The following is a 24,652-nucleotide window of genomic DNA, read 5'->3' on the forward strand; positions in this document are numbered from 1 at the left end:
TTTCCCGGCCGAGAACGGCGGTTCCTTTCAGCCACCGAGCATCCCCCGCAGCAGCTCCCGCATCCCCGCCCGCACGTCCGCCAGGCTCGGCGCCTCGGCGTTGAACGACCCGGCCACGCAACTGAACATCAAGCCGTCCGCCCACGCGACCAGCGACAGCACATGCCGGGTGGGGTCGGCCGAGCCCGCGGCGTCGAGCATCGCGGTCAGCTGTTCGCGGAAGACGGCGCCCGTCGCATCGTAGAAGGCGCGCAGTTCCGGGCGGCGGGCTGCCTCCAGGGCCAGTTCGTAGCGGGCCACGAGCAGCGCGCGGTGCCGGGTGATCGAGCGGTGCGCGGCCAGGGCCAGGGCGTCCGCCAGCGCGTCCGCGCCGCCGCGCGGATCGGGCAGCTCCTCCAGGGCCAGTACGCGCGCCTCCCGCTCGGCGTGCCTGCGCACCGCCAGTTCCAGCAGCGCCTGCCGGGTCCGCGCCAGGTTCGACGTGGAGCCCTGCGGCAGTCCAGCGGCCTCGTCGATCGCCCGGTGCGTCAGCCCGCGCATGCCGCGTTCGGCGAGCAGGGCGAGGGCGGTGTCGGCGACGAGATCGGCGCGGGAGGCGCTCGGGGTGTGTACGGACATGCCGGTCAACCTACCTCTTCGACTACACATGTAGTACCTTCGAGGCGTTGCCGAACTACACTTGTAGTGCGCGGATGCTCCGCGCCGTTGGAGGAGCCATGGCACAGTCGTCGAGCGCCGTCGTGATCGGGGGCGGCATCGGAGGCCTGACCGCCGCCGCGGCCCTGCACCAGCAGGGGTGGCAGGTCACCGTCCTGGAACGGGCGCGCTCCCTGGAGCCGGTCGGCGCGGCCATCTCCCTGGCGCCGAACTCGCTACGCGCCCTGGACCTCCTCGGCATCGGTGAGGAAATACGCGACCTGGCCGCCTGGCAGGGCGACGGAGGGCTGCGCACGCCGCGCGGCCGCTGGCTGTCCCGCTCCAACGCCGAGGCGGCCGCCGCACGCTTCGGCGGCCCCCTCGTCCTGCTGCACCGCGCCACCCTGGTCGCCACGCTGGCAGCCCTGCTGCCGCCGGGCACCGTCCGCGCCGACGCCACGGCGACCCTCGCCGACCCGGGCGACAGCGGCCGGCCCGCCCGTGTGACCACCGCCGACGACGATCTGGAGGCCGACCTGGTGGTGGCCGCGGACGGCGTCCACTCCCGCGCGCGGGGCCTGCTGTTCCCCGGGCACCCGGGCGCCGTGTACGCCGGCTTCACCACCTGGCGGGTGCTGACCCCGGCGCCCGGTGAGCGGTTCGCCTCGCACGAGACCTGGGGCCGGGGGTGCCTGTGGGGCACGCACCCGCTCAAGGACGGCCAGGTGTACGCGTACGCCGCCGCCACCGCCCCGGCCGGGGAGCGCGCCCCGGACGACGAACGCGCCGAGCTGCTGCGCCGGTTCGGTCACTGGCACCACCCGATCCCGGCCGTCCTCGCCGCCGCGCGCCCCGAGGGCGTGCTCCGCCACGACGTCCACCACCTCGCCGAGCCGCTGCCGGCCTTCCACCGCGGCCGGACCGCCCTGGTCGGTGACGCCGCGCACGCCATGCCGCCCACCCTGGGGCAGGGCGGCAACCAGGCCGTCGAGGACGCCGTCGTCCTGGCCCTGCTCGCCGGCGACCTCCCCGCCTATACGGCGGCCAGACTTCCCCGTACGACCGCGATCGCCCGCCGGGCCGTCCGGGCCGCCGGTATGAGCATGGCCGGCAGCCGGGTCGCCGCCGCCGTACGCGACACCGCGATCACCGCGCTGTCGAAGGCCGCCCCGGCGCTGTTGCTGCGCGGCTTCGACGGGATCGCCGACTGGAGCCCCCCGTATGCTGCCGGGAGGACACCAGCACGCAACCGCTAGGGGAGCGCTCGTGAAGGTCGGCTGCATCGGACTCGGCGACATCGCGCAGAAGGCCTACCTGCCGGTGCTGGCCGTGCAGCCGGGCGTCGACCTGCACCTGCACACCCGCACGCCCGCGACCCTGGCCCGGGTCGCCGACGGCCTCCACCTACCGGCCGGACACCGGCACCCCACCCTGGACTCGCTGCTCGCCGAGGACCTCGACGCCGCCTTCGTGCACGCGCCCACCGTCGTGCACCCGGAGATCGTCGGCCGGCTGCTCGAGGCGGGCGTACCGACGTACGTCGACAAGCCGCTGGCCTACGAACTGTCCGACTCCGAGCGGCTGGTGGCGCTCGCCGAACGGCGCGGCGTCTCGCTCGCCGTCGGCTTCAACCGGCGCCACGCCCCGGGCTACGCGCAGTGCGCCGACCATCCGCGCGAGCTGATCGTCATGCAGAAGAACCGGATCGGGCTGCCGGAGGAGCCGCGTTCGATGATCCTCGACGACTTCATCCACGTCGTGGACACCCTGCGGTTCCTCGTGCCGGGACCGATCGAGGACGTGACCGTCCGCGCCCGCACGGAGGGCGGCCTGCTGCACCATGTGGTCCTGCAGCTCGCCGGGGAAGGCTTCACCGCGCTCGGCATCATGAACCGGCTCAGCGGCTCGGCGGAGGAGATCCTCGAGGTCTCCGGGCAGGACACAAAGCGCCAGGTGGTCAACCTCGCCGAGATAATCGACCACAAGGGCCAGCCGACGGTGCGGCGGCGCGGCGACTGGGTGCCGGTGGCCCGCCAGCGCGGCATCGAGCAGGCCGTGCTGGCCTTCCTCGGGGCCGTGCGGGAGGGCAAGGTGGTCAGCGCCCGTGACGCACTGGCGACCCATGAACTGTGCGAACGGGTGGTAGGTGCGGTCCGGGAGTCCTCCTCCGGCGCCGCCTGACCGTCAGCGTCCCCTCGCCGACGCAGAGGGCGGCGAGCACCAGCAGCGCGACGTGCACCGGCCAGTCGCCGTAGCGGACGTACGGGGTGACGCCGTGTGCCAGCGGCACCTCGTACACGTGGGTCGTGCTCGCGTCCGTGCCGAGCCACGGGCCGAGCCGCTGTCCGCCGGGTCCGTAGACCGCGGAGACACCGGTCAGCGTCGCGTGCACCATCGGGCGTCCGGTCTCGGCGGCCCGCAGCGCGGCCAGCGAGGCGTGCTGCTCCGGGGCCCAGCTGTCCTGGAACGAGGACGTCGAGGACTGGCCGAGCAGGAGGTCCGCGCCGTCCTCCGCGAGATGGCGGCTCATGTCGGGGAAGGCCGTCTCGAAGCACACGAGCGGGCCGACGCGCAACCCGTGCCCGACGTTCATCACCACCTGCTCGCTGCCCCGCCGCCGGTCCTCGCCGGCCGCCTTGCCCACCGAGGTGACCCAGCCCAGCAGCGAGCGGGCGGGTATGTACTCACCGAACGGCACGAGCCGCATCTTGTCGTACCGGGCGCCGGTCGGACCGCCCGGGCCGATCAGCATCGAGCTCTTGTAGATGCCGGGCCGGTCGGAACGCCGGGCGTCGACGTTGACCAGCACGTCGGCGCCGGTGGAACGGGACAGCGCGGCGAGCCGACGGGTCAGGTCCGGGCGGTCGTCGAGGTCGTAGCCGACGCTGCTCTCGCCCCATACGACCAGGTCGACGCCCTTCCCGGCGAGCCGTCGGGTGAGCGCCTCCTCGCGCTCGAAGCGTGCCGTCGGTCCCTTGATCACCCCGGGCTGGACGATCGCGATCCGCACCCCGCCGTCGACGTCGGGCCGCGGCGCCCACATCCAGGCCGCGGAGGCCGCGGCGGCGGTCGCCACCAGCGAGGCCACGGCGGGCAACCGGGAGGCGCGCACCGACACCAGCACGGCGACCGCCACGTTCACCGCCACCACCAGGAAACTGAGCAGCCAGACCCCGCCCACCGAGGCGAGCCGCAGCGCCGGGGCCACCTGCCACTGGGTGGAGCCGAGCATGCCCCAGGGACCGCCCAGCCCCTGCCAGGAACGGACCAGCTCCGCCGCCAGCCAGGCCGACGGCAGCACCAGCAGCGCGGCTGTCACCCGCCCGGGCCCGGGCGCGCCGCCCGCCGGTCCGCCGCCCGCCGGTCCGCCGCCCGCCGGTCCGCCGCCCGCCGGTCCGTCGCCGAGGAACCGGCGTGCCAGCCAGCCCCACGGCGCCCACAGCGCACCCAGCAGCGCGGCCAGCAGGAAGATGAAGACGTTCAGACTCGGCAGCAGCCAGTGGTGCACCGCCACCATGAAACCGAACCCGCCGCACCAGCCGTCGTACGCCGCCCGCCGACCGGTCGGTGCGGCGCGCGCGAGCAGGATCCACGGGACCAGCGCGACGTAGGCGAACCACCACAGGGAGGGCTCGGGGAAGGCGAACACGGGAAGGGCACCCGCGAGGACGGCGGTGAGGGATCGCCGCCATGGGGAGGCGAGCCAGCGGTCGAACGTATTCATACGTCGCCTCTCTACCCTGCGAGCGCCGGCCTGTGCATACCGATTTCCCGGTGGACGGTTCCAGTGTGCGCACCGCACGTCCTTCCGGCACCGGGTGCGTCGGCCGGGCACCGGTCAGGAGCTGGACTTCCCCCGCCACCGGTGCCGGTCGGAAGCCGGGCTCACCCAGCCACCGGTGCCGGGCGGGGGCCGGGGAGACGACGCCATTTCTCCTGGACGACCACCTCGCGCAGCCGCCAGCCGTCGGCCGTGCGCAGCAGACCGAAGGAGTAACGGCCGCCGCACACCAGGTCCGGCGCGGTGGAGTCGCCGTCGCCGCCCGCGAACCGCATCGGATTGAGGTAGTCGGCCTGGACCCGGGCGGTGTCCCCGGTGTCCCGCTCCAGAAGACCGAACCGGACCCGCCGGTTGACGATCAGATGCTGGCGCATCGCGAACAGTCCCAGACTCTCCGCGAGCCATCCGGCGACCTGCCCCACGTCCCCCTCGATGCCGCCCGCGCTGCGGTAGTCGGCCCGCCCGTCCGCCGTGAACAACTCCCGGTACGCCGTCCAGTCGCCGTCGTCCACGGCCACCGCGTAGTCGGTCACCACCCCGTCCACGGCCAGCCGGTCCATCACCGTCGCGAGCTCCACACGCTGCGTCACCGACACAGTGTTGGGCACCAGGCGCACGGATCCAAGAGGCGTGCCGGCACTACCTGCGGCCTCAGAGTGAGTGCATCGGCCCCTGCGCGGCGGACAGCAGTCTTTCGAACGCCGTCGGCAAGGGCCTCGTCGGCAGGAACTCCTTGATGCGGCGGGCGCACTCCTGGGCGTTCAAAACACCCGTGTCGCACTCGATGTCGTAGTCACCGTGGGCGTGCACCTGGGCCAGCTGCCGCGCGGCGAGCCCGCTCGTCCGGTCACCGCGCTCGCGCTCGCGGCGCTCGAGTTCCTCAGGGGAACAGTGGACACCGACGAACACCACATCACGTGCCGGGAACAGCGCCAGGCAGTCCCGCAGCCGCCACTCGGCGCTCAGTACGTGGTCCACGACGACGTTGTTGCCGGCCGCGGCCATACCCGCGACGGCACGGTGGAAGCCCTGCCAGGTCCGGTGGAGCACGGTGGAGAGCTGGTCCGGCGCGATCTCGGCCCGCGACCGCATGGCGTGGAACGCGTCGACGGGCATGTGAAAGTACGGCTCGTCCAGGATCCGCAGCAACTCCGCCGCGATGGTCGACTTGCCCGAACTGGACGTGCCGTTGAGGAAGACGACGAGGCCCCGGCGTGGCGGCACACTGCTGAGATGCTCCATGATCCGGATCGTACGAGCCGCCCTTCCGTCAGGCCGCCTCGATCACCCCGTCCCGGATCGCCTCGGCCCACTCGATCACCAACAGCTCGTACTCCGCCCGCTCCTGCGCCGAGAGGGACCCGCCCGCGCGCAGCCACAGGGCGCGGATCTGCTCGTTCAGATCGGCAGCAGACCGCACGGAACCAGGGGTCGTGGAATCGGGGGACACGCGGACAAGCCTAGGGCCAAGCACTGACAGTCCGCTACCGCACGGCTACGCAGACCGTATGTGGTCGGTCACGGGAAGGCGGGCCGAGTGGGGCCTCAGCTCGCCGACTCGGCCGCGTGCGGGCTGAGCGCACCCGCTGTGACCAGGGCGATGATGACGATGCCGAGGGCGACGCGGTACCAGACGAACGGCATGAAGCTCTTCGAGGAGATGTATTTCATGAACCAGGCGATCACCGCGTACCCCGAGGCGAAGGCGATCGCCGTGGCGAAGAGGGTCGGTCCCCACGCCACATGCCCGCTGCCCACCGCGTCCTTCACCTCGAAGGCCCCGGAGGCGAGCACCGCCGGGACGGCGAGCAGGAAGGAGTAGCGGGCGGCCGCTTCGCGCTTGTAGCCCATGAACAGGCCGCCGCTGATCGTGGCGCCGGAGCGGGAGACGCCGGGGACCAGGGCGCAGGCCTGGCAAAGGCCGAAGATCAGACCGTCCTTCACGCCGAGGTTCTCCAGCGTCTTGCGCTGCTTGGGCGCCCGGTGCCGTCCGCCGGTCTCGTCGCGCGCCGCCAGCCGGTCGGCGATGCCGATGACCACGCCGATCACGATCAGCATGGTCGCGGTGACCCGCAGGTCGCGGAAGGGGCCCTCGATCTGGTCTTTGAGGGTCACGCCGAGGACCCCGATGGGTATGGAGCCCACGATCACCAGCCAACCCATCTGGGCGTCGTGGTCCCGGCGCATCCCCTTGTCGGCCAGCGACCGGAACCAGGCGGAGATGATCCGTCCGATGTCCTTGCGGAAGTAGATCAGCACCGCGGCCTCCGTGCCGATCTGGGTGATGGCAGTGAACGCCGCGCCCGGGTCCTTCCAGCCGGAGAAGGCCGCGGTCAGCCGCAGGTGCGCGCTGGAGGAGACGGGGAGGAACTCGGTCAGCCCCTGGACGAGTCCGAGGACGAGGGATTCAAACCATGACATGAAGGTGTGACGTCCAAGTGCTGAGAAGGCCGAGGAGGTTGAGCGCGATCCGACGGTCGTCCGGCGGTGGTCCTGTGTCGCGATCTTGTGTCGCGGAGGGCAGCGTACCGTCCCGCTGCGAGGGGCCGGACACAGGGGTTCACCTGGCCGGCCGGGCCGGAGGTGTTGACCGGCCGCGTCGTCGCCACATACGTTGCAGCGGAAAGGGAAAGCGCTTGCTGCGCTTGTCCGCGCGCGCCCGTCGTCCGGAGAGGTGCTGATCACGCCCATGTCCCGTCCCACACCCCCGCTCACCGGCCGGCGCATCAGGGCCGCCGTCATCGGCACCGGCGCCATCGGGCGCGGATCCCATCTGCCCGCGCTGGCGCGGCTCGCCGAGGAGGGCGAGACGGAGGTCGTCGCGGCCGTGGACATCGACGCGGCCGCCGTCGAGGCGTTCTGCGCCGAGACCGGCATCCCGCACGCCTACACCGACCTGGACCGGATGCTCGAGGAACAGCGGCCCGACCTGGTCTGCGTCTGCACCCCGCCGACGCTGCACCGTGAGCAGACCGTGGCCGCGCTGCGCGCCGGGGCCTGGGTGTGGTGCGAGAAGCCGCCGGTGCCGACTCTCGCCGACTACGACGCCGTGGAGGCGGAAGAGGGTACCGACGGCGGCCCGTACGCGTCGATCGTCTTCCAGCACCGTTTCGGCTCGGGCTCCCGGCACGTGCGCCGGCTGATCGCCGAGCGGGCGATGGGGCGCCCGCTGGTGGCGCACTGCCAGACCACCTGGTACCGCGACACCGCGTACTACGCGGTGCCCTGGCGGGGCCGCTGGCACACCGAGGGCGGCGGGCCCGCCATGGGCCACGGCATCCACCAGATGGATCTGCTCCTCGACCTGCTCGGTCCATGGAGCGAGGTGCGTGCCATGGCCGGGCGGCTGGTCCACGACGTGGAGACCGAGGACGTCTCCACGGCGCTGGTCCGCTTCGAGAGCGGAGCGCTGGCGACGATCGTCAACAGCGTGCTGAGCCCCGACGAGGTGAGCCGCATCCGCATCGACTGCGAGCGCGCGACCGTCGAGCTCACGCACCTCTACGGCCACAGCAACGAGAACTGGCGCGTCACCCCGGCCCGCGACGTGCCGACCGCCGAAGCCGCCGCCTGGCAGGACTTCGGCCCCGACGTGCCCAGTTCGCACCTGGAGCAACTGCGGGAGCTGGTCGCCAGCATGCGTGCGGGCCGGCGGCCGCGCAGCAGCGGCGCGGACGGGCGCACCAGCCTGGAACTGATCACCGCGCTGTACAAGTCGGCGTTCACGGACACCACGGTGCGGGCGGGCGAGATCGGGCCCGGCGACCCGTTCTACACGGCGATGCACGGGGGCGCGCCCGGCTGGGCGCCCGTCGTCGCGGAGGAGGTGCCCGCGTGACCCGTGCGAGCCGACTGCGCGTCGTCCACGCCCACGGTGACCGCATCACCGTCACCGAGCCGGGCACCGGCGTCGAACTCCTCGCCTACGTGTACCGCCCCGAGGCCGCCTGGGAGGCGCCGAAGCCGTACCTCCACCCGGTCCGGACGCTGGCCGGCGACGTCGTCACCGACTACCGGCCGAACGACCACCGCTGGCACAAGGGCCTGCAGCTGACGGCCTCGCACCTGTCCGGAGCCAACCTCTGGGGCGGCAACTCCTACGTCCACGGCCAGGGGTACCTGCCGCTCCCGGAGCGGGTCGGCTCGATGGCGCACGTCGGCTTCGACGAGGTCGCCGCGCACGACGACCGCGTGGTCATCGCGGAGCGGCTGACCTGGCACCCGTACACCGGTGAACTGTGGGCCGAGGAGGAGCGCCGGATCGAGGTGCACGACGTCGACCCGGCGTCGGGTTCCTGGGCGCTGACCTGGACCAGCGCCATCACCAACCAGCGGGCCGAGCCGCTGCGCTTCGGCAGCCCGACGACCGCCGGCCGTGCGATGGCCGGGTACACGGGCCTGTTCTGGCGCGGCCCGCGGGCCTTCCGCGACGGCCGGATCATCGGTCCCGAGACCGAGGGCCCCGGCCTGATGGGGGCCCAGGCGCCCTGGCTGGCCTTCTCCGGCGAACACGACGGCACCGACGGCCACGCGACGCTCGTCTTCGCGCACGCTCCCGAGAACGACCACCTCGGCGCCGAAGGGGCCCACCCGTCCCACTGGTTCGTACGCAACGACCCGTTCGCCGCCGTCGCCCCCTCCTGGGCGTTCTTCGACGAGCTGGAACTGGCCCCCGGTGACACACTGCGCCGGCGCTACCGGGTTGTCGTCGCGGACGGGGCCTGGGAGCGGGCGGAGATCGCCAAGTACCTGGAGGCGCATCCGTGGTGAGCGGCGGGGAGTTCGCCGGCCTGCCGGGCGGCGTCGCCGTCTCCCGGCTGTGCGTGTACGACTGGCCCGCGGCCGACGGCGTCCGGGGCGGAACTCCTCATCTGCACCTGGCGTGCTCGGAGGCGTACGTGGTCACCGGCGGGCGGGGCGCCGTGCAGACGCTCACGACGTCCGGGTACGAGGTCACGCCCCTCGTGCCCGGCACGGTCGCCTGGTTCACGCCGGGCACCGTCCACCGGCTCGTCAACGAGGACGACCTGCGCATCACCGTCCTCATGCAGAACAGCGGGCTGCCCGAAGCGGGGGACGCGGTGCTCACGCTGCCCCCGGAATACCTGACCGATCCGGCGGTGTACGCCGCCGCCACCGCCATCCCCGCCGACGCGCCGGAGGAGGAGCGGGAGCGGCTCGCCCGCGCCCGGCGCGATCTGGCGCTGGAGGGCTACCGGGCGCTGCGTGAGGGCTCGGGCCCGGAGCGGCTGGCCGCCTTCCACCGGGCCGCCGCCGCGCTCGTACGACCCCGGATCGCCGAATGGCGCGAACGCTGGCGGCGCGGTGCGGCAGCCGCCGCTACGGCTACGGGGGAGCAGCTCGACCGGCTCGAGCGGGGGGACGCGGCGCATCTGACCGGTGCCGTCGTACGGGCCGAGCAGCCGTCGGAGTACGGGAAATTCGGAATGTGCGGCCGGCTCGACGTGTACCCGGGAGCCGGCTGAGGAGAGCGGCGCCGACGGCTGCGGGTCGCCGGCGGAAGCCGCCGGCCCTGACAGAACTTCAGCGGGCGCGCAGGTGGTGCCGCTTGCGCCAGGCCACCACCGTGCCCACGAGCGCCGGTACGGTGATCAAGGCCATCGCGACCAGGAAGGCCGGCGAGGTCGGCGCCGAGGCGCGGGCGCCGGCGACGGCGTATGCGGCGGTGTTCGGGACCGAGCCCAGCGCCGTCGCCAGCAGGAACGGCAGCCAGCCCATACGGGAGACGGCGGCGCAGTAGTTCGCGGCCCAGAACGGTACGCCGGGGAAGAGCCGCGCCACCATCATCGACCGGAAGCCGTGCCGGCTGAGCTGCCCGTCGGCCGCCTTCAGCCAGCGACCGCGCAGCAGCGGGCGCAGTGCGTCCTGACCGAGCAGCCGGCCCAGGCCGAACGCGACCCCGGCACCGAGCACGGTGCCCGTGAGCGCCGTCCCGAGACCCATCTGGGAGCCGAACAGGGCGCCCGCGGCCAGGTTCAGCAGTGGCCGCGGCACGAAGGCCACCGTGCACAGCCCGTACGCGGCCGCGAACACGGCCGCCGCGGCGGCCCCGCCGAGCTGCGGCGGCCAGCCGTTCGTGATCAGCCGCTGTGGTTCGAAGAGCAGCACGCAGGCCCCGGCGGCCGCGAGCAGCACCAGGAGCAGCGACAGCCGCGACCACGGCGAGCGCAGCGCTCGGGTGCAGCGGGCGACGAAGCCGGACGGGCCCGCGGGCCGGACGGACAGAAGGGGCGCGGCGGTCGCGGCCGTGGGGACGGCGATCGCGAGCTCCGAGGCGGCGGCCCGGGGAGAGGCCGTGGCGGTGCCCCCAGAGCGGTTGGTGGCATCGAGCATTCGGTGACATTAACCGACGAACGCGTGTGATCGCCGTATGGAACCTGTCCGTTGCCCGCGACCCGGGGCCGTGCAGCGCCCGAAAAACCATTCGACGTGCGACGAAGCGTCAGCCATGATCTGCGTCATGTTCCGGTACGCCTTCCTCCTCGCAGCATCCGCGGTCGCGGATGCCCCGAAGGCTGCCGTCCCGATCTTCCTGGCCGCTGTCGACGGCGCCCGAAGCTGACCCTCTCCGGAAAGTCCGGCGGACCCCGCAGGGGGAGGGTCGGCGAGTCCTCGGGGTCCCCATCTCTCCTGGAACTCTTCTACACAGAGGCTTCGAGGTACTCAGTCATGCCCAAGACGGCGTACGTACGCACCAAACCACACCTGAACATCGGCACGATGGGTCATGTCGACCACGGCAAGACCACCCTGACCGCCGCCATCACCAAGGTCCTCGCCGAGCGCGGCGCCGGCACGTTCGTGCCCTTCGACCACATCGACCGGGCCCCGGAGGAGGCCGAGCGCGGCATCACCATCAACATCGCGCACGTCGAGTACGAGACCGACACCCGGCACTACGCGCACGTGGACATGCCGGGCCATGCCGACTACGTCAAGAACATGGTCACCGGCGCCGCCCAGCTCGACGGGGCCATCCTCGTCGTCTCCGCGCTCGACGGGATCATGCCGCAGACCGCGGAACACGTGCTGCTCGCCCGGCAGGTGGGCGTGGACCACATCGTCGTCGCCCTCAACAAGGCCGACGCCGTCGACGACGGCGAGGACACCGTGCTCACCGACCTGGTCGAGCTGGAGGTCCGCGACCTGCTCACCGCGCACGGCTACGGTGGCGACGCCGCCCCCGTCGTACGGGTCTCCGGCCTCAGGGCCCTGGAGGGCGACCCGCGCTGGACGGCGTCCATCGAGGCGCTGCTCGACGCCGTGGACACGTATGTGCCCATGCCGGAGCGGTACCTGGACGCGCCGTTCCTGCTGCCGGTGGAGAACGTGCTCACCATCACCGGGCGGGGGACCGTCGTCACGGGCGCGGTCGAGCGGGGCACGGTGCGGGTCGGCGACCGGGTCGAGGTGCTCGGCGCCTCCGTGGAGACGGTCGTCACCGGGCTGGAGACCTTCGGCAAGCCGATGGACGAGGCCCAGGCCGGGGACAGCGTGGCGCTGCTGCTGCGCGGGGTGCCGCGGGACGCCGTCCGGCGGGGGCACGTCGTTGCCGCGCCCGGGAGCGTCGTGCCCAGACGTCGGTTCTCGGCGCGGGTGTACGTGCTCTCGACGCGGGAGGGCGGACGTGCGACGCCGCTCTCCACGGGGTACCGGCCGCAGTTCTACATCCGCACGGCGGACGTCGTGGGCGATGTGGACCTCGGTGAGGCGGCGGTGGCGCGGCCCGGGGACACGGTGGCCATGACCGTGGAGCTGGGCCGCGAGGTGCCGCTGGAGCCGGGGCTGGGCTTCGCGATCCGCGAGGGCGGCAGGACGGTCGGGGCGGGCACGGTGACGGCTGTGCACTAGGCACAAGTGACCGCCTCGCACTAGGCACAATGGGAAGGTGAACGAGCCGACACCCGCCGAGCCGATACCCATCTCCCGGGTCACCGACCACGGTACCGTCAAGCTGATGCCGGACGTCGATCGGGAGCGGGCGTGGCTGCTCACGGTCGACGGGGCGCCGCAGTCGTACGTGGACCTGGACGCGCCGGCGCATCTGGAGTTCGAGTACGCGCGGCGGCTCGGGTACGTCCTGGAGACGGTCGCCGAGCCGGGACGACCGCTGGACGTGCTGCACCTCGGCGGCGGCGCGTTCACCCTGCCCCGGTACCTCGCTGCGACCCGGCCCGGGTGCCGGCAGGACGTCGTGGAGGCCGACCGGGGGCTGCTGGAGCTCGTCGCCGAGCACCTGCCGCTCCCGGACGGCTCCGGTATCGCGCTGCACGCCGCGGACGCCCGCGCCTGGCTCGAGTCCGCCCCGGCCGGCTCGGCGGACGTGCTGATCGCGGACGTCTTCGGCGGCTCCCGGGTGCCCGCGCACCTCACCTCGCTCGCCTACGCCCGTGAGGCGGCCCGTGTGCTGCGCGCCGACGGGGTCTATCTCGCCAATCTCGCGGACGCCACGCCGTTCGCCTTCCTCCGCTCGCAGCTCGCCACCTTTGCGGCCGTCTTCGAGGAACTGGCGCTGATAGCCGAGCCGGGTGTGCTGCGCGGCCGCCGGTTCGGCAACGCCGTCCTGGTCGCGGCGCACCACCCGCTGGACACGGCCGCCCTGGCCCGCCGCACCGCCTCCGACGCCTTCCCGGCCCGGGTCTCACACGGCCCGGGGCTGAGGGACTTCATCGGCGACGCCCGGCCGGTACGGGACGAGGACGCCGTGCCGTCACCCGAGCCCCCCGACGGAGCGTTCGGCATCGGCTGACGTGCCGTCCGTTCCGGGGCGGACGGGGCCGGTCGCATCACCCCGTGGGGTCACCGGACAGGCGCACGGTACTCATAATCTTCATGATGGTCTTGTCCGGGATCTCTCCGTTGACGCCTGTGGCCCCGTAGAGGATCCAGGAAACGAAGTCCCCGGCGGAGTTCTTGAAGCCGAAGCTGACGGCCTTGCCGTCGCTGGCGCACTTGGACTTGCCCTTCTGCGGGCTGTTGTGGGACCGGGCCCAGGCGTAGCTGCCCTCGATGCCCGAATCCGTCGTGAACTTCGTGGCCTTCTTGTCGAGGGTGAGGCTCTTGTCGTCGGGCTGGGTGTAACCGCCGTAGACCCACCAGCCCACGGCGTTGAACGCGGCGACGTCGGTGTTCTTCGCGCCGCTGGCGCCCTTGGTGCCGGCCGCGCCCAGCTCTGTGTCGTCCGTGCGGCCGTCCTTGTCGTCGTCGGACGTGCACCACTTGGACTTGTACAGGGCCGTGCCCGTCATGAAGGCGATCGGCTTGCCCGTCTTGTGGTCCTCCATGCCGATGCCCGCACCCGGGGGCTGCACCTCCCAGTCGGGCGGCACGTCGAAGGCGACGCCCCGTTTGGGATTCACGACGACCTTCCAGCCCGCGATCGTCGGCTTCTGGGTCTCCGCGCCCCGCGGATCGGCGTCCGCCCCGGACGGGGAGCCGCCCGGGTCCGGGGACGCCGACGCCGACCGGCTCGCGTCGTCCTTCGCCGCGCCGTCGTCGGCCTTGTCGTCCTTGCCGCCGAGCACCAGGAATCCGGTCACACCGGCGGCCACCACCACGGCCGTGGCGGCGACGATGGCGACGACCTTCGTCCGGTTGTCACCCCCGCCTCCACCCTGCGGCGGAAGCGGAGCACCCACGGGCGGGGGCGTCCCCCATTGCGGTTGCTGCGCATACGGGTTGGGCTGCTGGTAGCCGGGCTGCTGGTAGGGATTCGGCTGCTGGTAACCCGGTTGCCGGTACGGGTTGTTCTGCGGGTTCTGCTCGCCCCCGGGCGGCTGCTGTCCTGGCCACATGGCACGTAACCCTAATGGCGTGGCGCGCGAGCTCTGGCCAGGATCGGCTACTCGTGAGTAACATGCGGTCATGAGCGCAGACCAGATGTCGATCGGCGAGCTGCTGGCCGCAACGGTGCCGATGGTGCGGACCCTGAATCTCGAGTACCTCGAGACCACCCCGGAGCGGGCCGTGCTGTCCCTGCCGGACCAGAGCGAGTACCGCAACCACGTCGGCGGGCCGCACGCCGGAGCGATGTTCACCCTCGGCGAGTCCGCCAGCGGTGCCGTCGTGCTCGCCGCCTTCGGTGACCAGCTCGCGCGCGCCGTGCCGCTCCCGGTCTCCGCCCAGATCGCGTTCAAGAAGATCGCACTGGGCCCGGTCAAGGCCACCGCGACCCTCGGCCGCCCCGCCGCGGACGTGGTCGCCGAACTCGACGAGGGCAAGCGCCCCGAGTTCCCGGTGACCGTCGCCATCCAGCGGGAGGACGGCGCCGTCACGGGGGAGATGACCGTGGTCTGGACCCTGCGGCCGGGCGGCTGACCCGCACTCGACCGCGGACCCTGCGACTCGACGGCGGCCCCGGGACTCGACGGCGGACTCCGGGGACGCCCAGGCCGCGCGCCGCTCTTTCCGCCGCGCCGCCCCGTCGCCCTCCAGCCCCGCGACGAACTCCCTGAGCCGGGCCACGCATCCGGGGCCGAGGTCCGGCCGGTCGCAGGCCGGGCGGACCACCGTGCGCAGGTAGTCTGCCTTTGTCGTCGGGGCCGTGGCGCAGCCGGCCGGGCGGGGCGCGCTCCAGGGCGCTGAAGACGGCCGGGTCGAGGGCGTGACGCCGATGACGCGTAGGCGCTCGGGGCGTTTCGCGTGACGGTTTCTCCACCAGGCCGGTGACGCGCACGGCGTCGCCCTCGCCGGTGGGCTCGACCGCCGCCCAGCCATACAGGTGGATCCGCGCGGGATCGACCCCCACGAGGGCGACCACGCTGCAGGCGTACCGGTCGCCAACGTCCAGCATGCGGCTGAGCAGGGGCTCGCGCAGGCGATCAGGTCGTCGCCGAGGAGCACGGCGAAAGGCTGGTCGCCGACGTGCCGACGGGCGCACAGGCCGGCGTCGCGTGACCCCGGCACGGCACCGGGCGGAACGCCGCGGCCAGCCGGCCCGGGCGCCACCGGAGCGGGCGTGCGGCCCGCCGCCCCTCCCGGCACGGACGGCCTCGCTCCCACGGTCGGCACACACACGCACGCCACCGCTCGGCCCAGTCGGTGCACGGCGTCGCCCTTGGCTGCAAGGGCCTGGCCCAGTTCGTGGGCATCCTCGAAGTGTTCCTCCACGGCGCGCTTGTGACGTCCGGTCACCACGGACGCCGCGGCGGGACTCGATGGCCGGCTTGTCGACGACCGGCGGCATCTCCTTGGGCGTCGCCTTCGGCGCGGACAGAAAGCGGGTGCCGAGCCCGGCGGCCGGGGTCACGGCCTTGCGCACCCACGCCGGGCGGGGTGCGGGAGAAACATGTGGGAACGGGGTGTCATCGCGCATTCGAGGGGCACTCGTTGACGCTTCTGCCACCTCGGATCTCGAAAGCGGGTGCGGATACCGGCGGTAACTCTGCGGGATTTCCCGCACCCTGAACTTGAGTCACTCGAACTTCTTGTTTCCTGTGAGGCGCGTGTGCGAAGGTGAGCCTCCCGCGGGAGGGGTGCGGCCGGGCCCACGGAGGAAGGCCGATCCCCAGGTACGCACCAATCAGGCACTGATTTCCGCAGGGCGCGCATTTCCCGTGCCGTCCTGCGGCCCGGAAGGAAAAGGTCCAGTGCAACCCCCTCACCCCCCACCCCCGCCGTACCCGCCGCGTCCGGGATCCACCCCGGGGGATTCCGACCGCGACCTGGTCGCCCAGCTGCACGGCCCGGGCGGTGACAGTCATCGTGCGGTCGCCCTGCTGCTGGCCCGGCACTGGCGCGCGACCTGCGACTATGCGGTCATCTGCCTGGCGTCCATGTCGAGTTCCGCCCAGCTGGTGGCCACCTCCGCCTTCAGCCGGGTGCTGGGACGGCTGGCGGGCGGAGCGGTCGGCGGCGCGCTGCGCCCGCAGCTCCTGGCGGCCGTGCGGGAAACGGTCCGGAACTGGGCGGCCGACGACGTTATTCCGATAGTCCTGCCGGAACTGCGCAAGCCCACCGGTGGCCGCGGTCTACGCGCGGCGATGCCCGGCACGCCCGAAAGGCGCCAACTCGCCGAGCGTGCATTCCGGGCGCTTCCGGGATCCTCTCAATGCCTTCTTTGGCATACCGAGGTCGAGGCGGAACCGATAAACATACCAGCTAGTCTGCTGGGGGTCGACACCGCCACCGCCTCCGCCGCTCTGGTGCGGGCTCGCGCACAATTCCGGGTTGCCTGTGTACGGGCCCACAGGGAACTCGCGCCCACCAAGGAATGCCGCTTCTACAACCGTCTGCTCGAGATCCCCGTACGCCGGGGCGGCGTGCTGCTGCCCGATGTGCAGCGGCACCTGGTGGGGTGCCGCTACTGCCGCCACGCCGCCGAGCAACTCAGCCACTTCGAGGACGGCCTGGACGCACTGCTCGCCGAAGCCGTGCTCGGCTGGGGTGCCCGCCGCTACCTCGACTCGCGCGAGGTGCGTGGCCCTGCCGAGGAGAGGCCACCCACGTCCCGGGCCGCCCACCCGGCGGCCGGTGGAAGTCAACGCACCGTCTCCCGGGGCAGGCGCCGCAAAGCCCTGCTGGTCGGCGTCGGCCTCACCGCCCTCGCACTGGTCGTCACCTTGCTCCTGGCCAAGAACTGGTGCGACGACAGCGGCATCCCCCTTCCTCGTGCGACCTGGGGTGCCGCCGACGGCCCGACGACCGTCATGCCGGCCTTCGGCCGAAGCGGCCCGCGCCGCCCGGGAGGGACGTTACCGGCCGTTACTTCAAGGATTTACGACAACTTTCCCGGATAGGGGTTTACGCCAGGAATTGCGTTGTCGAGGGTTTCCCGGGGCCGGTGCCCCGATCGAGCCACGGAGCGGCGGACATGGGGATTTAACACAGCGCGGCCCGGCGGCCCGCCGCGTTGCGGAGAGATGAGTGCCGGGTGAATCGCCCGGGCACTTTGACGGGCTTGCGGTGGTGTGGTGCGTGCCGGGGCGGGACGCGTGCCGCCGTCCGGCCGCACGGAATTGCTCGGATTTTCGGCTCTTGCGGTGAGTTCAGACGGCTGGCCGGATCGGTTCGACGGCATCGGGAAAGCCCGCACCGATATTGACCGGCGAGTAAGGCGCTCGCTAGTTTCCGGGGGCCTCGCACAGGAGTTCCACGTCGCACTAGCCCCCCACCGTGCTGGTCCACCGAATTCTTCGGAGCATCATGACGTCTGCCGTGCGCGCCCTGGACCTGATCATCTGTGTCACCCCTTTCGGAGAACCCGATGCCAGGCTCGCCGCGGCGGCCTCCCGGGCCGGCGGACTCGGCGTCCTGGACCTCGGAGCCGGCGACCGAGGAGCACGTGAGGCGCTGGCACGCCTGAGACGGACGGCCCCCGGCCCGTACGGGGTGCGAGTGGCCGCGCACTGCCGGATGCGGCCCCAGGACCTGACCGGACACCGCACCTCGGGCCCGGGGGAGAAGGGCAAGGGCGGCCCCGACTCCGTGGTGCTGGCCCCGGATGCGCCGTGGCGCGTCGACGAGATCGCCGCAGGCCACCGCGTTCTGGTCGAGGTGACGGACCTGGCCGGGGCCCGCGACGCGGTGCGCGCCGGGGCGCACGGGCTGATCGCCCGGGGCGGGGAGAGCGGCGGCCGGGTCGGCAGCCTCAGTACCTTCGTGTTGCTGCAACAGCTGCTGGCAGAGCCGGATGTGGACGCGCCGGTGTGGGCATGCGGCGGCATCGGGGCCCGTACGGCGGCGGCCGCCGTGGCCGGCGGGGCGGCCGGAGTGGTGCTCGACAGCCAACTGGCCCTGCTGGCCGAGTCGGGGCTGCCCGAGGTGACGGCCGCGGCGCTGCGTTCCCTGGACGGCTCGGAGACCGTAGTGGTGGGCGGGCACCGGGTGCTTCGCCGCCGGGGCCCGGACGCGCCGCCCCTGCCGTCCGGGGATCCAGCGGCGGTCGCGGCCCTGCTCGGCGCCGACGATCCGCGGCACCGGTTGCTGCCGGTCGGACAGGACGGCTTCCTGGCGGCCCGCTTCGCCGAACGGTGGCGGGACGTCAAGGGCGTGGTCAGGGGACTGCGGGCGACCGTTCGGGAAGCGCTGGCGGATGCCGGCCCCTCGACTCCCGCCCCCATGAAGCCCGTTGACCGGCAATCCGCTGCGATCACCCCCACACCCGACCGGGCCCTCCTACCCGGCTCCCCCATGAGCCGCGCCCTCGGCACGCGGCTGCCCGTCGCGCAGGGACCCATGACCCGGGTCAGTGACCAGGCCGGGTTCGCCGCGGCCGTGGCCGACGCCGGTGCGCTGCCGTTCCTGGCGCTGGCCCTCGCGAGCGGCGAGCAGACCCGGACGATGCTGACGGCGGCCCGGACCGTACTGGAAGGGCGGCCGTGGGGTGTGGGAGTACTCGGGTTCGCGCCCGAAGAGGTCAGGAACGCCCAGCTGGAAGCCGTACGGGAACTGCGCCCCAGCCACGCGGTCATCGCGGGCGGCCGGCCCTCCCAGGCCGAGGCGCTGGAGCGGGCCGGGATCAGCACCTTCCTGCACGTGCCCTCGCCGGGCCTGCTCCGGCAGTTCCTGGACGCCGGGGCCCGCCGGTTCGTCTTCGAGGGCGCGGAGTGCGGCGGCCACGTCGGACCCCGGGCGAGCTTCCCGCTGTGGGAGGCCCAACTCGCCGTGCTGGAAGATTTCCTGGCCGGTGCGGACGAGGAGACCGCCCGGCGGATCGAGGTGTTCTTCGCGGGCGGCGTGCACGACGCACGCTCGGCGGCCATGGTCGCCGCGCTCGCCGCACCACTCACCGCCCGGGGTGCGGCGGTCGGCGTTCTCATGGGCACCGCCTACCTGTTCACTGCGGAGTCGGTCGAACACGGCGCGATCCAGCCCCTCTTCCAGCGGCAGGTCGTGACGGCCACCACGACCGCCCTGCTGGAGACCGCCCCCGGACACGCCACCCGCTGCGTCCCCAGCCCCTTCACCCGTGACTACCGTGACCGGGAAGCCGAGTTGCGCGCCCGGGGCGTGCCGGACCGGCGGATCTGGGAGGAGCTGGAACGGCTCAACGTCGGTCGGCTGCGCATCGCCAGCAAGGGCCTGGACCGGCCCGACGGCGGGGAACTCACCCCGGTCGACGAGCAACGCCAGCTCAGCGAAGGCATGTTCATGGCCGGCGACGTGGCCGTCCTGCGCTCGGCGACCACCACGATCGATGCCCTGCACCGCTCGGTCACCGCGGAAGCGGCCGTCTTCCTCGCCGGCCGCACCCGGGAGCTCACCGAACGGCTCGGCGCGGACCCGGCCCCGCGACCGGCGGCGCCCGCCCCCCTCGACATCGCTGTCATCGGCATGGCCTGCATGTTCCCCGACGCCCCCGACCTGCCCGCCTTCTGGGCGAACGTCGTCGCCGGAAACGACGCGGTCACCGAGGTCCCGCCCGAGCGCTGGGACCCCGCCGTCCACCATGCCGGCGGCGCCACCACCTCCAAGTGGGGCGGCTTCCTGCCCCGCATCCCCTTCGACCCGCTGCGCTACGGCATCCCGCCCGCCTCCCTCGGCGGCATCGAGCCGGTCCAGCTGCTGTCCCTGGAGGCGGCCCGGCGCGCACTGGAGGACGCCGGATACGGCGACACGGGACGGGACTTCGACCGCTCCCGCACCTCAGTCGTCTTCGGCGCCGAGGCCGGCAGCGACCTGTCCAACGCCGCCACCCTGCGCGCCGTACTGCCGTCGTACCACGGCAAGGTGCCGGACGGGCTGGACGCCCAACTGCCCCGGCTCACCGAGGACTCCTTTCCCGGCATGCTCGCAAACGTCATCTCCGGCCGGATCGCCAACCGCCTCGACCTCGGCGGAGCCAACTACACCGTCGACGCCGCCTGCGCCTCCTCGCTCGCCGCGGTCGACGTCGCCTGCAAGGAACTCGTCGGCGGCACCAGCGACGTCGTGCTGTGCGGAGGCGCCGACCTGCACAACGGCATCAACGACTACGTCCTGTTCTCCTCGGTGCACGCGCTCTCCCCGACGGGCCGCTCCCGTGCCTTCGACAGCTCCGCCGACGGCATCGCCCTCGGCGAGGGCGTAGCCTGCGTCGTCCTGAAGCGGCTGGCCGACGCCGAACGCGACGGCGACCGGATCTACGGCGTCATCAAGGGGCTCGGCTCGTCCAGCGACGGCCGCTCCCTCGGCCTGACCGCACCCCGCCCGGAGGGACAGCGGGCCGCGCTGGAAAGGGCGTACCGCAACGCCCGCGTCTCGCCCGCCGACGTCGGTCTCGTCGAGGCGCACGGCACCGGCACCGTGGTCGGCGACCGTACGGAACTCACCGTCCTCAGCGAGGTGTTCGCCGCCGCGGGCGCCGGGGTGGGCGCCTGCTCGCTCGGGTCGGTCAAGTCGCAGATCGGCCACACCAAGTGCGCCGCCGGCCTCGCGGGCCTGATCAAGGCGACGCTGGCCCTCCACACCGGCGTCAAGCCGCCCACCCTGCACCTGGAGCGGCCGAACCCGGCGTGGCGGGAGGGGGAGAGCCCCTTCGCCTTCCATACCCGGGCCCGGCCGTGGGCGGCTCCGGCAGCCGAACGCCTCGCCGGGGTCAGCGCGTTCGGCTTCGGCGGCACCAACTTCCATGTGATCATCGGCGCCCACGGTGACGCCGTACCGCCCGAACAGGCGCTGGACACCTGGCCCGCCGAACTGTTCCTGTTCCGGGGCCGGGACCTGGCTGCGGCCCACCGCGCCATCGGGGAAGTGCTGACGGCGGCAGAAGCCGAGGGCCGCCCCTGGCGGCTGCGGGACCTTGCACTGAGCGCGGCGCGGCGCGCGGACGCCTCCCCGGAGCCGGTGCGTGCGGCGATCGTGGCGGGTGACGTCGACGACCTGATCGGACAGTTGCGCCGGGCGCTGGCCGGGGAGCACGACCCGGCCGCGGGCACTCACCTGGCGCAGGAGACGGCAGGCCCCGCCGAGAGCAAGGTCGCCTTCCTCTTCCCCGGGCAGGGCAGCCAGCGCCCCGGCATGCTCGCCGAGGTCTTCCTCGCCTTCCCGGAGCTGCAGCGGTTCCTGGAGGCGGCACCGGAGCTCGCCGAGCGGATGTATCCGCCGGCCGCCTTCGACGAGGCCGGCCGCGCACGGCAGCGGGCCGCGCTCACCGACACCCGGGCCGCGCAGCCCGCGCTCGGCGTCACCGGGCTCGCCGCACACGCCCTGCTCACCGCGGCCGGAGTACGGCCCGACATGGCGGCCGGACACAGCTACGGCGAACTGGCCGCCCTCTGCGCGGCCGGTGCCCTCGACCCCGACACACTCCTGGAGCTCAGCACCGAGCGCGCGGCGGCGATCCTGGCCGCCGCCGGCGACGACCCCGGCACCATGGCCGCCGTCACCGCCGGCGCCGAGGACGTCGAACGGGCCCTGCGCGCGGCCGGCGCACCCACCACGGTCGTCGTCGCCAACCACAACTCGCCCGAACAGACGGTGATCTCAGGTCCGACACAGGACGTCGCCACCGCCGTACGGCTGCTGCGCTCCGGTGGACTCACCGCCAAGGGCGTCCCGGTGGCCTGTGCCTTCCACAGTCCCCTGGTGGCCGGCGCGGGCGAGCGGTTCGCCAAGGTCCTGAAGGACAAGACCGTACGGCCACCCGAGTTCCCCGTGTGGTCCAACCGCACCGCCGCCCCCTACGACCCGGACCCCGACGCCGTGCGCGCCGGACTCGCCGCGCAGATCGGCGCGCCCGTCGCCTTCGTCCGGCAGATCGAGGCGATGTACGAGGCCGGGGCACGGGTCTTCGTGGAGGCGGGACCCGGCACGGTCCTCACCCGACTGGTCCGGCAGATCCTCGGCGACCGTCCGCACCGCACCGTCGCCTGCGAACCGCGCGACGGAAGCGGCCTGCGGGGCTGGCTCGACGCGCTGGCCCAACTGGCCGTCGCGGGGCGGCCGGTGCGCACCGCCTGGCTCCTGAGGGGGCGCGACGCCGTCGACGCGGTCCGGACACCGGCGCCCGGACGGCCCGGATGGACCGTCGACGGACACCTGGTCCGCACCGCCGCCGGAGACCTCCTCCCCGGTGCGCTCGCACCGGCCCGACGAGTCGTGGAGACGACTGTGACGACGAACCCCCCGCACGGCGCCCCGGCCGATCACGACGCGCTGGTCTCCGAGTTCCTGCGCACCAGCCGGGAGATGATCGCCGCCCAGCGAGATGTGCTGCTGACCTACTTCGGCGCGGCAGCGGGCGCGTCGGTCCCGGCTCCGGCGGCCCCCGCCGCGCCGCCCCGGACGCAGGCCACGCCCGTCGAGCTCCCGCCGGCCGGGACCGTGCCCGCCCAGTCGTCCGCGCCCGCCCCGGCCGAGGCGGACACCGGCGCCTCCGAGGGTGCCGACGTCCAGCGCGTCGTCCTGGAGATCATCAGCGAACGCACCGGCTACCCGGTCGACATGATCGAGCCCGACCTCGACCTGGAGGCGGACCTGAGCATCGACTCGATCAAACGGGCCGAGATCGCGGGTGAACTCGCCAAGCGACTGGGCATCGGGAGCGGCTCCGACCTGCAAGCCTCCCTGGCCGACGCCGAGTTGGAGGAGCTGGCCAGGGCGCGGACGGCCGCGTCGGTCACCGACTGGCTGGAGGCGCGGCTGACCGTCGCCGACGACGAGGCGACTGCCGGACAGCCGGCCGCCGCGACCGCGGACGGGGCTGGGGCCGCGACTGATGCTGTCATGGACCTGACGGTCAACCACCTGGACGAGCCCCCGCACGAGCCCGCGGAGATCACCCAGGAGATCACCGGCGAGGCCCCGAAACGCTTCGAACTGCGCCCGGTGCCCCTGCCCCTGCCCGTCGGCCCGCCGGACCCCGCCGCCGCGCTCGCCGGGAAGCGGTTCGCCGTCCTCGGCGACGGCGCGGGCGCGGCCGGGCAGATCGAGGCACGGCTCGCCGGGTACGGCGCCCAGGTGGTGACCGCGGGGCGGGAACATCTGCTCACCCAGGCCGACGGCCCACTGGACGGCGTGCTGTATCTCGGCGCGCTGCCCGGCGCCGACGTACCGGTCCTGCCGGACGCCTTCCCCGTGCTCCAGGCCGCCCTTGCGCTGGGCCCGAGCCGGCTGCTGGCCGCCCGCCCCACCGCCGGCGGCGACGCCCTTCCCGCGGCCGGGCTGTACGGCCTGTTCCGCACCATCGCCCGCGAGTACCCGGAGACCGTCGCACGGGTCGTCGGCCTCGACGACACCGCACCGGCCTGCGTCGCCGACGCCCTGCTCACCGAACTGCTCGCGCCGTCGCCCGGGCAGGACCCCGTCGTCCTGCGCACGGCCGCAGGCCGGCACGGCATGGAACTCGTCGAGGCGCCCCTCGGCCTGCTCGGCACCACCGGCGCCGGTCCGGCCGGCGACGGCGCGGCCGAGGCCGCCGCGCTCGGCCTCGACCACGACTCCGTGGTGCTGCTGGTGGGCGGCGCCCGCGGGATCACCGCCAGGTTCGCGGCCACGCTCGCGGCGGCCTGCCGCTGCCGCATCGAACTCATCGGCAGGACCCCCGCCCCCGCCGGCCCCGAGGACCCGCGCACCGCCGCCGCCCGCACCCCGGCCGCACTGCGCGCGGCGCTCGCCACCCGCGCGGACGTCTCGCTCAAGCCCGCGGAGATCAACCGCGTCGCCGAACTGATCCTGGCGGGGCGGGAGATCACCGCCACGCTCGCGGAACTCAGCGCGCTCGGCAGCGAGGCCCGGTACCGTTCGGTGGACTTCCGCGACCGGGACGCGGCACTCCAGGCGGTCAAGGAGATCCACACCGAGCACGGACGGCTGGACGGGGTCGTGTTCGCCGCCGGGGTGATCGAGGACCGGCTGATCGCCGAGAAGACCGCCGAATCCTTCCAGCGGGTGTACGGCACCAAGACCACCGGCGCCACCACCCTGCTGGCCGCCCTGGAGGAACTCCCCACCGGCCCGCGCTTCGCCGTGCTGTTCGGCAGTGTCTCCGCCGTCCTCGGCAACCGGGGCCAGGCCGACTACGCGGCCGCCAACGACGCCCTCGAGGACCTCGGCGCCGACTGGGCCGCCCGTACCGGCCACCGCACGCTGACCGTCCACTGGGGGCCGTGGGCGCCCACCGGCGCACACACCGGCATGGTGAGCCCGGAACTCGGCCGGGAGTACGCCCGGCGGGGGATGCGGCTCATCGACCCCGAGGAGGGCACCGCGGCCCTGTTGCGGGAACTGGCTTGGGGCGACGAATCGGCCCGCGCGGTCGTCTACACCGCCTCGGCCCGGTGACATGACGGACCA

At 73.3% G+C, this 24,652-nt stretch carries 18 protein-coding genes and 1 pseudogene; 10 read left to right on the forward strand and 9 right to left on the reverse strand.

The window, feature by feature from the left end:
* Positions 1-27: 27 nt before the first annotated feature.
* Positions 28-618: a TetR/AcrR family transcriptional regulator gene (locus ACFYZQ_RS11625; RefSeq protein ID WP_389144890.1), complete on the reverse strand. Its 591-nt coding sequence runs from the start codon at positions 616-618 to the stop codon at positions 28-30.
* A 98-nt stretch (positions 619-716) separates the two neighbouring features.
* Here ACFYZQ_RS11625 and ACFYZQ_RS11630 point away from each other — a divergent pair, with 98 nt between their 5' ends.
* Both ACFYZQ_RS11630 and ACFYZQ_RS11635 read left to right on the forward strand, forming a co-directional pair.
* Positions 717-1,892 carry an FAD-dependent monooxygenase gene (locus tag ACFYZQ_RS11630; RefSeq protein WP_389144893.1) on the forward strand — a complete coding sequence of 392 codons (1,176 nt, stop codon included), beginning with the start codon at positions 717-719 and terminating at the stop codon, positions 1,890-1,892.
* Between the two features lie 10 nt (positions 1,893-1,902).
* On the forward strand, positions 1,903-2,817 hold the full coding sequence (locus ACFYZQ_RS11635; protein WP_389144896.1) for a Gfo/Idh/MocA family protein: 915 nt from the start codon (positions 1,903-1,905) through the stop codon (positions 2,815-2,817).
* Here ACFYZQ_RS11635 and lnt read toward each other — a convergent pair.
* The 5 genes from lnt to ACFYZQ_RS11660 form a co-directional block, all read right to left on the reverse strand.
* Positions 2,732-4,360 (reverse strand): apolipoprotein N-acyltransferase, encoded by a 1,629-nt coding sequence (gene lnt, locus ACFYZQ_RS11640; RefSeq protein WP_389144899.1) that lies wholly within the window; start codon positions 4,358-4,360, stop codon positions 2,732-2,734. The genes ACFYZQ_RS11635 and lnt overlap by 86 nt on opposite strands.
* A 161-nt stretch (positions 4,361-4,521) precedes the next feature.
* Positions 4,522-5,007 carry a nuclear transport factor 2 family protein gene (locus ACFYZQ_RS11645; protein WP_389144902.1) on the reverse strand — a complete coding sequence of 162 codons (486 nt, stop codon included), beginning with the start codon at positions 5,005-5,007 and terminating at the stop codon, positions 4,522-4,524.
* 61 nt (positions 5,008-5,068) lie between these two features.
* Positions 5,069-5,659: a chloramphenicol phosphotransferase CPT family protein gene (locus tag ACFYZQ_RS11650; RefSeq protein WP_389144905.1), complete on the reverse strand. Its 591-nt coding sequence runs from the start codon at positions 5,657-5,659 to the stop codon at positions 5,069-5,071.
* Positions 5,660-5,687: 28 nt separating this feature from the next.
* Complete coding sequence (locus ACFYZQ_RS11655; RefSeq protein ID WP_389144907.1) at positions 5,688-5,867, reverse strand: hypothetical protein; 180 nt, start codon at positions 5,865-5,867, stop codon at positions 5,688-5,690.
* A 95-nt stretch (positions 5,868-5,962) separates the two neighbouring features.
* Positions 5,963-6,838 carry an undecaprenyl-diphosphate phosphatase gene (locus tag ACFYZQ_RS11660; protein WP_389144910.1) on the reverse strand — a complete coding sequence of 292 codons (876 nt, stop codon included), beginning with the start codon at positions 6,836-6,838 and terminating at the stop codon, positions 5,963-5,965.
* 268 nt (positions 6,839-7,106) lie between these two features.
* Between ACFYZQ_RS11660 and ACFYZQ_RS11665 the strand changes: the two genes are divergently transcribed.
* From ACFYZQ_RS11665 to ACFYZQ_RS11675, 3 genes are read left to right on the forward strand one after another with little or no spacing between them, the layout of a single operon-like run.
* Entirely contained in the window at positions 7,107-8,255 is a 1,149-nt protein-coding gene (locus ACFYZQ_RS11665) for a Gfo/Idh/MocA family protein (RefSeq protein ID WP_389144913.1), read from the forward strand.
* Positions 8,252-9,187 (forward strand): PmoA family protein, encoded by a 936-nt coding sequence (locus ACFYZQ_RS11670; RefSeq protein ID WP_389144916.1) that lies wholly within the window; start codon positions 8,252-8,254, stop codon positions 9,185-9,187. Before ACFYZQ_RS11665 ends, ACFYZQ_RS11670 begins: the two co-directional genes overlap by 4 nt.
* Positions 9,181-9,903: a cupin domain-containing protein gene (locus tag ACFYZQ_RS11675; RefSeq protein WP_389144919.1), complete on the forward strand. Its 723-nt coding sequence runs from the start codon at positions 9,181-9,183 to the stop codon at positions 9,901-9,903. The genes ACFYZQ_RS11670 and ACFYZQ_RS11675 overlap by 7 nt, the downstream gene beginning before the upstream one ends.
* Before the next feature lie 58 nt (positions 9,904-9,961).
* Here the strand turns inward: ACFYZQ_RS11675 and ACFYZQ_RS11680 are convergent, their stop codons facing one another.
* Entirely contained in the window at positions 9,962-10,771 is an 810-nt protein-coding gene (locus tag ACFYZQ_RS11680) for a TVP38/TMEM64 family protein (protein ID WP_389144922.1), read from the reverse strand.
* A gap of 336 nt (positions 10,772-11,107) precedes the next feature.
* Between ACFYZQ_RS11680 and tuf the strand changes: the two genes are divergently transcribed.
* Together tuf and ACFYZQ_RS11690 are read left to right on the forward strand one after the other, a co-directional pair.
* Entirely contained in the window at positions 11,108-12,289 is a 1,182-nt protein-coding gene (gene tuf, locus ACFYZQ_RS11685) for an elongation factor Tu (RefSeq protein ID WP_389144925.1), read from the forward strand.
* Positions 12,290-12,395: 106 nt separating this feature from the next.
* Complete coding sequence (locus tag ACFYZQ_RS11690; RefSeq protein ID WP_389146203.1) at positions 12,396-13,187, forward strand: spermidine synthase; 792 nt, start codon at positions 12,396-12,398, stop codon at positions 13,185-13,187.
* Positions 13,188-13,224: 37 nt separating this feature from the next.
* Here the strand turns inward: ACFYZQ_RS11690 and ACFYZQ_RS11695 are convergent, their stop codons facing one another.
* Positions 13,225-14,232, reverse strand: a complete 1,008-nt coding sequence (locus ACFYZQ_RS11695) for a hypothetical protein (RefSeq protein ID WP_389144927.1) — start codon at positions 14,230-14,232, stop codon at positions 13,225-13,227.
* A gap of 85 nt (positions 14,233-14,317) precedes the next feature.
* On the opposite strand from ACFYZQ_RS11695, the gene ACFYZQ_RS11700 reads away from it, so the two are divergent.
* Positions 14,318-14,755 (forward strand): DUF4442 domain-containing protein, encoded by a 438-nt coding sequence (locus tag ACFYZQ_RS11700; protein WP_389146206.1) that lies wholly within the window; start codon positions 14,318-14,320, stop codon positions 14,753-14,755.
* Between the two features lie 120 nt (positions 14,756-14,875).
* Here the strand turns inward: ACFYZQ_RS11700 and ACFYZQ_RS11705 are convergent.
* Positions 14,876-15,752: pseudogene (locus ACFYZQ_RS11705) on the reverse strand (hypothetical protein); the annotation flags it as partial.
* Between the two features lie 274 nt (positions 15,753-16,026).
* Here ACFYZQ_RS11705 and ACFYZQ_RS11710 point away from each other — a divergent pair.
* Entirely contained in the window at positions 16,027-17,175 is a 1,149-nt protein-coding gene (locus tag ACFYZQ_RS11710; RefSeq protein ID WP_389144930.1) for a hypothetical protein, read from the forward strand.
* Between the two features lie 406 nt (positions 17,176-17,581).
* On the forward strand, positions 17,582-24,640 hold the full coding sequence (locus tag ACFYZQ_RS11715; protein ID WP_389144933.1) for an SDR family NAD(P)-dependent oxidoreductase: 7,059 nt from the start codon (positions 17,582-17,584) through the stop codon (positions 24,638-24,640).
* Positions 24,641-24,652: the final 12 nt, after the last annotated feature.

Source organism: Streptomyces sp. NPDC001843 (genome assembly GCF_042891955.1).
In the GTDB taxonomy this organism is placed as follows: Bacteria; Actinomycetota; Actinomycetes; order Streptomycetales; family Streptomycetaceae; genus Streptomyces.

Excerpts from the sequence above, each read along its gene's own strand:
- ACFYZQ_RS11625 (WP_389144890.1), bottom strand. The coding sequence starts at position 618 with ATGTCCGTACACACCCCGAGCGCCTCCCGCGCCGATCTCGTCGCCGAC.
- ACFYZQ_RS11630 (WP_389144893.1), top strand. The coding sequence starts at position 717 with ATGGCACAGTCGTCGAGCGCCGTCGTGATCGGGGGCGGCATCGGAGGC.
- lnt (WP_389144899.1), bottom strand. The coding sequence starts at position 4,360 with ATGAATACGTTCGACCGCTGGCTCGCCTCCCCATGGCGGCGATCCCTC.
- ACFYZQ_RS11650 (WP_389144905.1), bottom strand. The coding sequence starts at position 5,659 with ATGGAGCATCTCAGCAGTGTGCCGCCACGCCGGGGCCTCGTCGTCTTC.
- ACFYZQ_RS11660 (WP_389144910.1), bottom strand. The coding sequence starts at position 6,838 with ATGTCATGGTTTGAATCCCTCGTCCTCGGACTCGTCCAGGGGCTGACC.
- ACFYZQ_RS11665 (WP_389144913.1), top strand. The coding sequence starts at position 7,107 with ATGTCCCGTCCCACACCCCCGCTCACCGGCCGGCGCATCAGGGCCGCC.
- ACFYZQ_RS11680 (WP_389144922.1), bottom strand. The coding sequence starts at position 10,771 with ATGCTCGATGCCACCAACCGCTCTGGGGGCACCGCCACGGCCTCTCCC.
- tuf (WP_389144925.1), top strand. The coding sequence starts at position 11,108 with ATGCCCAAGACGGCGTACGTACGCACCAAACCACACCTGAACATCGGC.
- ACFYZQ_RS11690 (WP_389146203.1), top strand. The coding sequence starts at position 12,396 with ATGCCGGACGTCGATCGGGAGCGGGCGTGGCTGCTCACGGTCGACGGG.
- ACFYZQ_RS11695 (WP_389144927.1), bottom strand. The coding sequence starts at position 14,232 with ATGTGGCCAGGACAGCAGCCGCCCGGGGGCGAGCAGAACCCGCAGAAC.
- ACFYZQ_RS11700 (WP_389146206.1), top strand. The coding sequence starts at position 14,318 with ATGTCGATCGGCGAGCTGCTGGCCGCAACGGTGCCGATGGTGCGGACC.
- ACFYZQ_RS11715 (WP_389144933.1), top strand. The coding sequence starts at position 17,582 with ATGACGTCTGCCGTGCGCGCCCTGGACCTGATCATCTGTGTCACCCCT.